Origin of the sequence: Paragemmobacter kunshanensis, from assembly GCF_011059185.1 — a bacterium.
GTDB lineage: Bacteria > Pseudomonadota > Alphaproteobacteria > Rhodobacterales > Rhodobacteraceae > Paragemmobacter > Paragemmobacter kunshanensis.
In genome coordinates this window covers 1-6828 of the sequence record NZ_JAALFE010000056.1, presented here as the reverse complement: position 1 = coordinate 6828, position 6828 = coordinate 1, and the positions used below count along the sequence as shown (strand labels likewise).

Sequence of the window (6828 nt, the reverse complement as noted above, 5' to 3'; positions counted from 1 at the left end):
CCCCTCTCGAGCAGATCCCGCAACGGTTCCACCACGACGGGCCCGAAGCCGTTGTCGACGTATTCGACGGCGCGGCGCAGGCTGGCGGTGATCGGCGAACGAGTCAGGCTCGGGTCGGTCTGGACCGGACAGCCGAGATAGGTCGGCATGATCGGTGCGGACAGATCAGGAGCATCGCGCAGCAGGAAGGTAGTCGTGACCATGACGTCATTCTGTCGGCGACGTGCGATCTCGACGGGGGCAGACAATACGCCCGCCCGCACTGGCGCAACGGTGATGCGCGCAGCGGCCACGGTTGGTGCGGGCAGTTGCACACCCAGCGGTTCCACAAGGATCAGCCGATCCGCCTCCACATCGACGATCTCCGCAAGTGATGCTTCGCGCCCATCCACCGCGATGGCCACCGCGTCCCCCGCCCGGAAATCCGCCACGCCGGTGTCGACGGCAATCTCGGTCGCCCCCTGCGCCACATCTGCCGTCGGTTGCACCGCCATGTGCCAGAGCGGCACCCCCCATTCGCCGACAAACCCCGCCCGCACCAGTTCTGCCACCCGCGCCATGCCCGGCGCATCGCAACGATGCTGGAAGGTGACGATCTCGCGGGGACGGGACCTTAACGCGATGCGCTGTTCGCCAGCCTGGGACTGCAGCACATCGGTGCGCCACTCCAACACTTCGGTGATCTCTTGCGCCGCCGGAAAGGGCCAGAGGGGCTCAGGCATTGATGGCCCCTCGGTTGCGGCGGATCACGTTCAGGATCGCCCGCTCGCCCGAAGGCGTGGCGAGGTAGTCGCCGACGACGGAGGGGTCGAGCACGTTGATGATCCGCGTCGACATGGATGCCGCTGGGGCTGCACCATCGCCATTCATCTCCACGCCGAGCCTGCCGCCCTTGCCACGCCGCAGGGGCAGGATGGCTTCGGGCCCAGCCTCGCCCATCAGGCCCACGCCCTTGGCGAAGGGAAACACCGTTGGCCGGTTCACCACACCGCCCCGGGCGAAGGCAGTCAGTTCTGCGTCACCGGCAAAGACCCCGCCCTTGGCAAAGCCGAAGAGGCTACCGAAGAAGCCGCCGCCGCCAGAGAAGGCGTTGATGAGGGCATTCTCGATCGGCTTGAAGGCCAGATCGATCAGGCGGGTGGCGAGGTTCTGCGCGATCCGCGAAATCGCCCCGGCGAAGGTCTCCCAGGTGAACTCGCCCGAGGTCAGGGCCTCCTTGATAGGGCCGGTGATGTCCTGCGCAAGGCCCTGGGCGATCTCGCGCGACTTCTCCTGCGCCTTGCGCACAGCCTCGGCCGTGGCCTCCCAGGCATTCTTGGCCGCGTCGGCCCCTTCGCGCAGCGCATTGCCTGCGCCGCGCCCGGAACTGCCAGCGGCTTCCGCGGCCTCCCCGGCACCCTGCAGGGAAGTACCGAGGCCCGTCGAAGCTGTGCGTGCGTCCTCGAGCCCCGCCGCTGCTTCGGTGCCGGACGCCGAAACCGCATCCCGCAGAGCGCCCACGGATTGCAGCGGCGCCGTGGCGGCCGTCGCCACCTCACCCATCATGTCGCGCAGACGTGCGGCCTCGCCCCGCGCTGCCTCGGCTGCGGTGGTCAGGCCTAGATCGGGCGGCGCGATAGGATCGCTGTTGAAGGCCGCCTCAAAGGCCGCACGCGCTTCCGCCCCGGCATTGGCCGCAGCCCCCTCGAACGGGTTCTCGATCCCGCCGAGCTCGATGGTCCCGATCAGCGGCACGCGTTTCTCGATTCCCAGCACATCGAGACCGGCATTGATGCCTGCAAGGAAGCCGTCGATCCGTGCCGCTACGCCGTTCAGCATGGACTCGACCCCGCCGATCAGCGCATTGGCCGCGCCGTAGGCGAATTCGCCGATGGTGGCAGGCAGCGCCGACCAGAGCACCTTCACCGCCTCCATCGCCCCCTGAAACGTGTTCAGCGTCGCGTTCCCGAAGCCCACCACCGCTTCGAGCCCGGTCTGCAGCGCGGCGGTGATGCCCGCACTGATCTCGGCCCAGCCCGCCATGATCGAGAGACCCAGCGCGACCATGCCAAGCTTCATGCGGTCCCAGACCTCGCGGGCCACGTCGCCGAGGAGGCCCAGTGCGGCCCCGACGTTGCCCGTGCCTTGCACCAGCCGTCCGAACTGGAAAATGAGCTCGCCCACGCCGACAATCAGCGCCCCGATGCCGGTGCGGATCAGCGCGCCGCGCAGGACGACGAAAGCCGTCGCAAGCCCCCGGACGGAGAGCGCTGCTGCAGCCAGCCCCGCGACCCAGCGGCCCGCCATGACGCCCACGAACGCCGCGGCATAGGAGGCCATGCGCCCCAGGTTCTCGCCCAGCGCATCGAGTGCCGTCCGCAGCGCGCCGCCTTCGGAGGCCAGCGCCACGAAGGCTTCGGCAAGCCAAGTGATGGCAGGCGCCACAGCGACGGCGATCTGGTTGCGGATCCCGTCAAAGACCATGCCGAGACTGCCCAGCGCGATCTGGGTCTGGCGCAGCGAGGACAGCGCTTCGCCGTCGAGGATCGCGCCAACGGCACGCGCCTGATCGCCGAAACGGGTCATCTCGGCCCCTCCATCGCGCAGAAGCGGCAGAAGGCGTGTAGCATCCGAGGCCATGGCCTCGAGATAGAAGGTCATCTCCTGCTGGCTGAGCCCCGCCTTCTCGAGCGAGGTCACGTAGAGCTGCAGCGCCTCCGGTCCCGAGAGGCGCGCGAACTCTTCAGCCGTCACGCCCACGCGCGGGGCGATCTGTTCGAAGAAGTCCTTCATCGGCCCGCCGCCGGTCTGCAGGAAATCCCCGACCCGGTCGTTCACGTCCTTGAGGATATCGGCCAGCTTGTCCTGCTCGACCCCGACCGTGCGAGCCCCGGCCGCCCAGCGCTGGAAGCTCTCAGGTGTGGCGTTTGCCACTTGCGCGAACTGCCGGATCTGGTCGGCGCTCTGGGCCGCATTGCGCACGATGATGCCAAGGCCTGCGGTGGCCGCGGACGCAGCCACAGCCATGGCGATCCCGGCACGGCGCGCGAAGGCGGCAAGCCGGGTGTTGGCCGCCTCCATCTCCCGCGACAGGCGCCCGAAGCCGCGCGTCCCGGCCTCGCCGATCCCTTCCAGCTCGGCGCGCACCTGGCGACCGCCGACGGCCGCGAGGCGGACAGAAACGCGCTTCTCAGCCATCGCGGCGACCTTCTCTCTCTTCGTTCAGCTTGCGCACCATCACGGCCTCGATCACGGGCAGCAGTTCGACGACGGCGCGCGGGGAAATGCCCATGGCCGAGGCCATGGCCAGCGCGGCCGTCATGTCCCAGCCGAGGACAGCGCCGGAGATGGCGCGGATCTGGCCGCCCATGCGCTGCGCCAGATCCCAGACCTGCCAGCCCTCATGGCTCAGTGGGGCGTTCAGGATTTGCGGGCAGTCCGGGCAGCGCCCTTCACAGGCTTGGCAGTACCCTTCGCCCCCACCGAAGACCCAGTCAGCGAGGGCGGTGAGACGTTTTTTTCCGCCTCGAGCTCCAGACCCTTGGCGACATAGACCGTCTGGAACTTCTCGAAGATCGGCCAGAGATCGAGAAGGGCGTCGATGGCCTCGGGGCTGACCGGGATAGGGTTGCCATCGGCATCACCCACCCCCTCCCAATCGACGATGGCGCGGGCGGCGATGGCCTTGGCGAAGATCACCGCGATGCTGTCGTCGGACGTGCCGGGGGCGATGCCGCGCACGGCCGGATCGGTGCGGGCGGCGACCATGATGGCGGTAGTCAGGGGTTCGACCTTCACGCGCACGCCCAGCGCAAGGTCGAGCCACTCCGCTTCACGGGCGAGGTTCAGGCGCAGCATGCTCAATACTCCTCGATGTCGTTGACGAGCATGGCGGTGCACATTCGGCCCAGCGTGGCATCCCGCGCGGCCTGCCAGTCGAAGGTGGCCTGGATGCCCTGCGGCCCCGGGATCTCGATGCGCGGTCGCGGCAGATAGACGGCATGCGCGGTGAAGGTGAAGCTCTCGCCGGAGGGCAGGACATAGGCGAATGTGAGGGCGCAAGGATCGCCCGCGATGGCCTGGTTCACCAGCACCTGATCGGCGAAGCGCACCTCGATCTTGCCGGTCAGCGCGGCGATGGAAGGGTCTGCCCCGTCGATGCGGCCATCCGAACGGATGGTCTCCACCCGGTCGAGATTGTTGGCATAGGTGATCTCCGCCGAGATGATGTTGCCCAGCGGCTGGCCATTGCGCGTGATCGCCCCGTTGAAATGCCCGAAGCGCTGGAGCTCAAGGTCCGCCAGTGAGCCTGCGGCAGAGGTGCTGGCGATGGCCTCGCCCTGCGCCACGAGGCTGGCCGTCGCGGTAAGCAGCCCTGAGCGCTGCATCTGCCAGCTCAGGCTGTCGAGGACGCAGCCTGAGTACATCGCATAGCGCGGCACCTCGGGCATGCCGGTCTCAATGGACATGGATGGCAAGGACCAGGCGCCGGAGCGGAACTCGTGTGTGAACGTCCCCGGTGCAGCGCCGGTGCTCACCGGCGCCCCGAAGGCGGCCTTCAGCCAGAAGCCAAAGGCCGCAGCATCGATCGGGACGACCACGTTGCCGTCCGCAGTCACCGCATCCTTGATCGGCGCCAGCGGATCGCGGCCATATCCCAGGAGCTCACTGTTCAGGAGCGGCTGCTCCGATCCCAGCGTGGTGCTGGCGAACGGCATCTTCGTGAAGCCGCCTGCAGGCGGGGTGCCGTAACTGGTCTCGAACGCAAGCGCCATCTGCGCTCGCGCGCCTTGCGCACGTGCCATGGAAGGGGTTCCTCACTTCTTTGAATATCTGGTGGATGTCTTGCGGCGGGGTCGACAATCGGGTCATCTGTCCAGATGATTGGTCGATTTCTCATTCGCCGCTTCACGCGTCCGTTGCGTAGCGCGGCAATTCTCTTGATGGCGCTCGCGATTGCAGCGGCATTCATGGCCAAGACTGAGGTACAAGCGCAGCAGTCAATCGCGCTGGAGGCGCGGGTCAGCAAGATCCTCGACGGCGACACCTTCACCCTGAGTGGCGAGTCGCGTCGGATCCGTGTCTGGGGGCTCGATGCGCCGGAATGGGACCAGAAAGGTGGTTCCAACGCAACTGCCACGCTGCGCAGCCTGATCTCCGGCAAGACCCTGCGGTGCAACGTTCTGGACATTGATCGGTACGGACGTCTCGTCGGGCAGTGTTTCCTGCCGGATGGGCGCGACATCGCGGACGAGATGATCCGCTCCGGCGCTGCCACCGAGTACTGCCGGTATTCGCGCGGGTTCTACGGAACCTGCTGAGCGGGCATGGCAGAGAACCTACCATCGCGAGGAGCTGCCGGAGCATGATCGAAGGGATCTTCTTTCTGATCTTCGGGCTGGCGGCTCTCTACATCACCCTTTGGCTATTCATCCTGCTGCCCGCCAGGATGGCGGAAGCGAGAGGACGCAGTGCCATAGGCTGGGTTCTTGTGAGCCTTTTCTTCTCGCCCATTCTGGCCGTCTTTCTGCTGTGGGTGCTGGGCGACGCTCCCGATCGCAATGCCTGACTGTTTTGGTGGATCACGCTCCTGTCCTAACGACGCATGGTTTTCCGCTAAATGGGCATCAAGCCAACTGGTCGGCCATCGAGTAGTGCAGGACAACGGGGATCACCGCTGCCTTCAGGCTGGCAGCACCCTCGACCGGCAGATCGACCGGCCGTGGCGCTTCCGCCTCGACCCAGTCGCAGAGGCCGCCCAGCGTGTGGTCGGCGGCAATCGCGGCTCCGACGCTGGCGCAAAGGGTGTCGAAGGCGGCGTCACGAGCGGCACCTTGAACGACCGCCTCAATCTCGGCCCGGTGCTGGTAGTGGTATCGCAGGGGCGAAAGAGTGACCTCCGGCTCCCCCGGCTCTCCATCGCGCAGGATCAGGAGACCAGCGGCAGGCACACGTTCGGGAAGCACGTGACCGCGCAGGGTGGTGGCGGGCAGCGCCGAGAGCCGCGTGTGCAGCGCGGTGAGGATGGTTTCGCGAGTGGTGGGCATATCTCGGTCAGCTTCACTTCTTCTGATCGTTTAGCCATTTGTCGAACCGGTCTCGCGCTGTATCGGTCAAGATTGCGGAGAATACTTCCTTATCACCGGCATAAAGACAGTGTCGCATCATGGTGAACGGGTTCATTCGCTCCCCAGATTTCTCAAACTCCTCTTGATACTGCTTTATCGTTGAAAATTTCTCTCGCAGATAGAAGTTGAACTTTCCTCGACTTATGTTCGGTTTCAAAGAAATAATCTCTTGAGTGAACCCATCTACCTTGTGTGACTCAAATTCAAATTTTGGGAAGAAATGCTGCGCGATCCTCAGGAAGAAGAAGGCGTTAAGTGGAGCATAGCGGCCTGGCTGCACCGCTTGCTCAGGGTCGCCTCCGTCTGACGCGCTCACCTCAGCATCTTTCGTTTCGGCTTCGATCTGAGGATAAATCTCTTCGGTCTGCTCAAGCTCAATGCGAGTCGCATCACGGATCGCACGAAATTCCCTGTCGGCCAACTCAAAAAGCGCTGCCAAAGTATTGATGCGCCTTTTCAAGCTATTCGGTATGGATTTCTTATACTTAATCTTATGATCCAGAATGCTCCAGGAATCTTGTATTACGGTGCGGATCTGAAGCTCAAAAGGGTATTCCGCATAGAGTCGGTATTCTGCCATCCCTTTTCGAGTTTCATTTAGCTTCAAGTCAATGTGTAATCCCTTGTATCCGAAGGAGCCTTCACCCACATTCTCCAAGTAAGTCGCTGATTTCGCTGTCGTAATCGTGATATTTCGCATATAAATCATGGCGTTGACGGC

8 protein-coding genes and 1 pseudogene are annotated in these 6828 nt (G+C 64.7%); 2 read left to right on the top strand and 7 right to left on the bottom strand.

The features are described from left to right. From G5V65_RS21335 to G5V65_RS21315, 5 genes are all read right to left on the bottom strand, one after another. Positions 1 to 722 (bottom strand): hypothetical protein (locus G5V65_RS21335; protein WP_165054551.1); only part of this gene is annotated, 722 nt, incomplete at its 3' end. Beyond that, positions 715 to 3177 (bottom strand): phage tail tape measure protein, encoded by a 2463-nt coding sequence (locus tag G5V65_RS21330; RefSeq protein ID WP_165054550.1) that lies wholly within the window; start codon positions 3175 to 3177, stop codon positions 715 to 717. The genes G5V65_RS21330 and G5V65_RS21335, both read right to left, overlap by 8 nt. Further along, entirely contained in the window at positions 3170 to 3349 is a 180-nt protein-coding gene (locus G5V65_RS21325) for a DUF7697 family protein (RefSeq protein ID WP_165054549.1), read from the bottom strand. The genes G5V65_RS21330 and G5V65_RS21325 overlap by 8 nt, the downstream gene beginning before the upstream one ends. 50 nt (positions 3350 to 3399) lie before the next feature. Further along, entirely contained in the window at positions 3400 to 3837 is a 438-nt protein-coding gene (locus G5V65_RS21320; RefSeq protein ID WP_165054548.1) for a hypothetical protein, read from the bottom strand. Positions 3838 to 3839: 2 nt separating this feature from the next. After that, positions 3840 to 4784, bottom strand: coding sequence for a phage tail tube protein (locus tag G5V65_RS21315; protein WP_165054546.1), 945 nt, complete (start codon positions 4782 to 4784; stop codon positions 3840 to 3842). A 138-nt stretch (positions 4785 to 4922) separates the two neighbouring features. On the opposite strand from G5V65_RS21315, the gene G5V65_RS21310 reads away from it, so the two are divergent. Both G5V65_RS21310 and G5V65_RS21305 read left to right on the top strand, forming a co-directional pair. Beyond that, positions 4923 to 5300 (top strand): thermonuclease family protein, encoded by a 378-nt coding sequence (locus G5V65_RS21310; RefSeq protein ID WP_165054545.1) that lies wholly within the window; start codon positions 4923 to 4925, stop codon positions 5298 to 5300. 44 nt (positions 5301 to 5344) lie between these two features. Further along, on the top strand, positions 5345 to 5548 hold the full coding sequence (locus G5V65_RS21305) for a hypothetical protein (RefSeq protein ID WP_165054542.1): 204 nt from the start codon (positions 5345 to 5347) through the stop codon (positions 5546 to 5548). A gap of 58 nt (positions 5549 to 5606) precedes the next feature. On the opposite strand, the gene G5V65_RS21300 is transcribed toward G5V65_RS21305, so the two are convergent. Both G5V65_RS21300 and G5V65_RS21295 read right to left on the bottom strand, forming a co-directional pair. Then, positions 5607 to 6026 carry an acyl-CoA transferase gene (locus G5V65_RS21300; protein WP_101918866.1) on the bottom strand — a complete coding sequence of 140 codons (420 nt, stop codon included), beginning with the start codon at positions 6024 to 6026 and terminating at the stop codon, positions 5607 to 5609. A 13-nt stretch (positions 6027 to 6039) separates the two neighbouring features. Beyond that, positions 6040 to 6828 (bottom strand): annotated as a pseudogene (locus G5V65_RS21295) (hypothetical protein); the annotation flags it as partial.

What these genes read in the sequence shown, in the direction of transcription:
- G5V65_RS21330 (WP_165054550.1), bottom strand. Translation starts at nt 3,177, where the DNA reads ATGGCTGAGAAGCGCGTTTCTGTCCGCCTCGCGGCCGTCGGCGGTCGC.
- G5V65_RS21325 (WP_165054549.1), bottom strand. Translation starts at nt 3,349, where the DNA reads ATGGGCGGCCAGATCCGCGCCATCTCCGGCGCTGTCCTCGGCTGGGAC.
- G5V65_RS21320 (WP_165054548.1), bottom strand. Translation starts at nt 3,837, where the DNA reads ATGCTGCGCCTGAACCTCGCCCGTGAAGCGGAGTGGCTCGACCTTGCG.
- G5V65_RS21315 (WP_165054546.1), bottom strand. Translation starts at nt 4,784, where the DNA reads ATGGCACGTGCGCAAGGCGCGCGAGCGCAGATGGCGCTTGCGTTCGAG.
- G5V65_RS21310 (WP_165054545.1), top strand. Translation starts at nt 4,923, where the DNA reads ATGGCGCTCGCGATTGCAGCGGCATTCATGGCCAAGACTGAGGTACAA.
- G5V65_RS21305 (WP_165054542.1), top strand. Translation starts at nt 5,345, where the DNA reads ATGATCGAAGGGATCTTCTTTCTGATCTTCGGGCTGGCGGCTCTCTAC.
- G5V65_RS21300 (WP_101918866.1), bottom strand. Translation starts at nt 6,026, where the DNA reads ATGCCCACCACTCGCGAAACCATCCTCACCGCGCTGCACACGCGGCTC.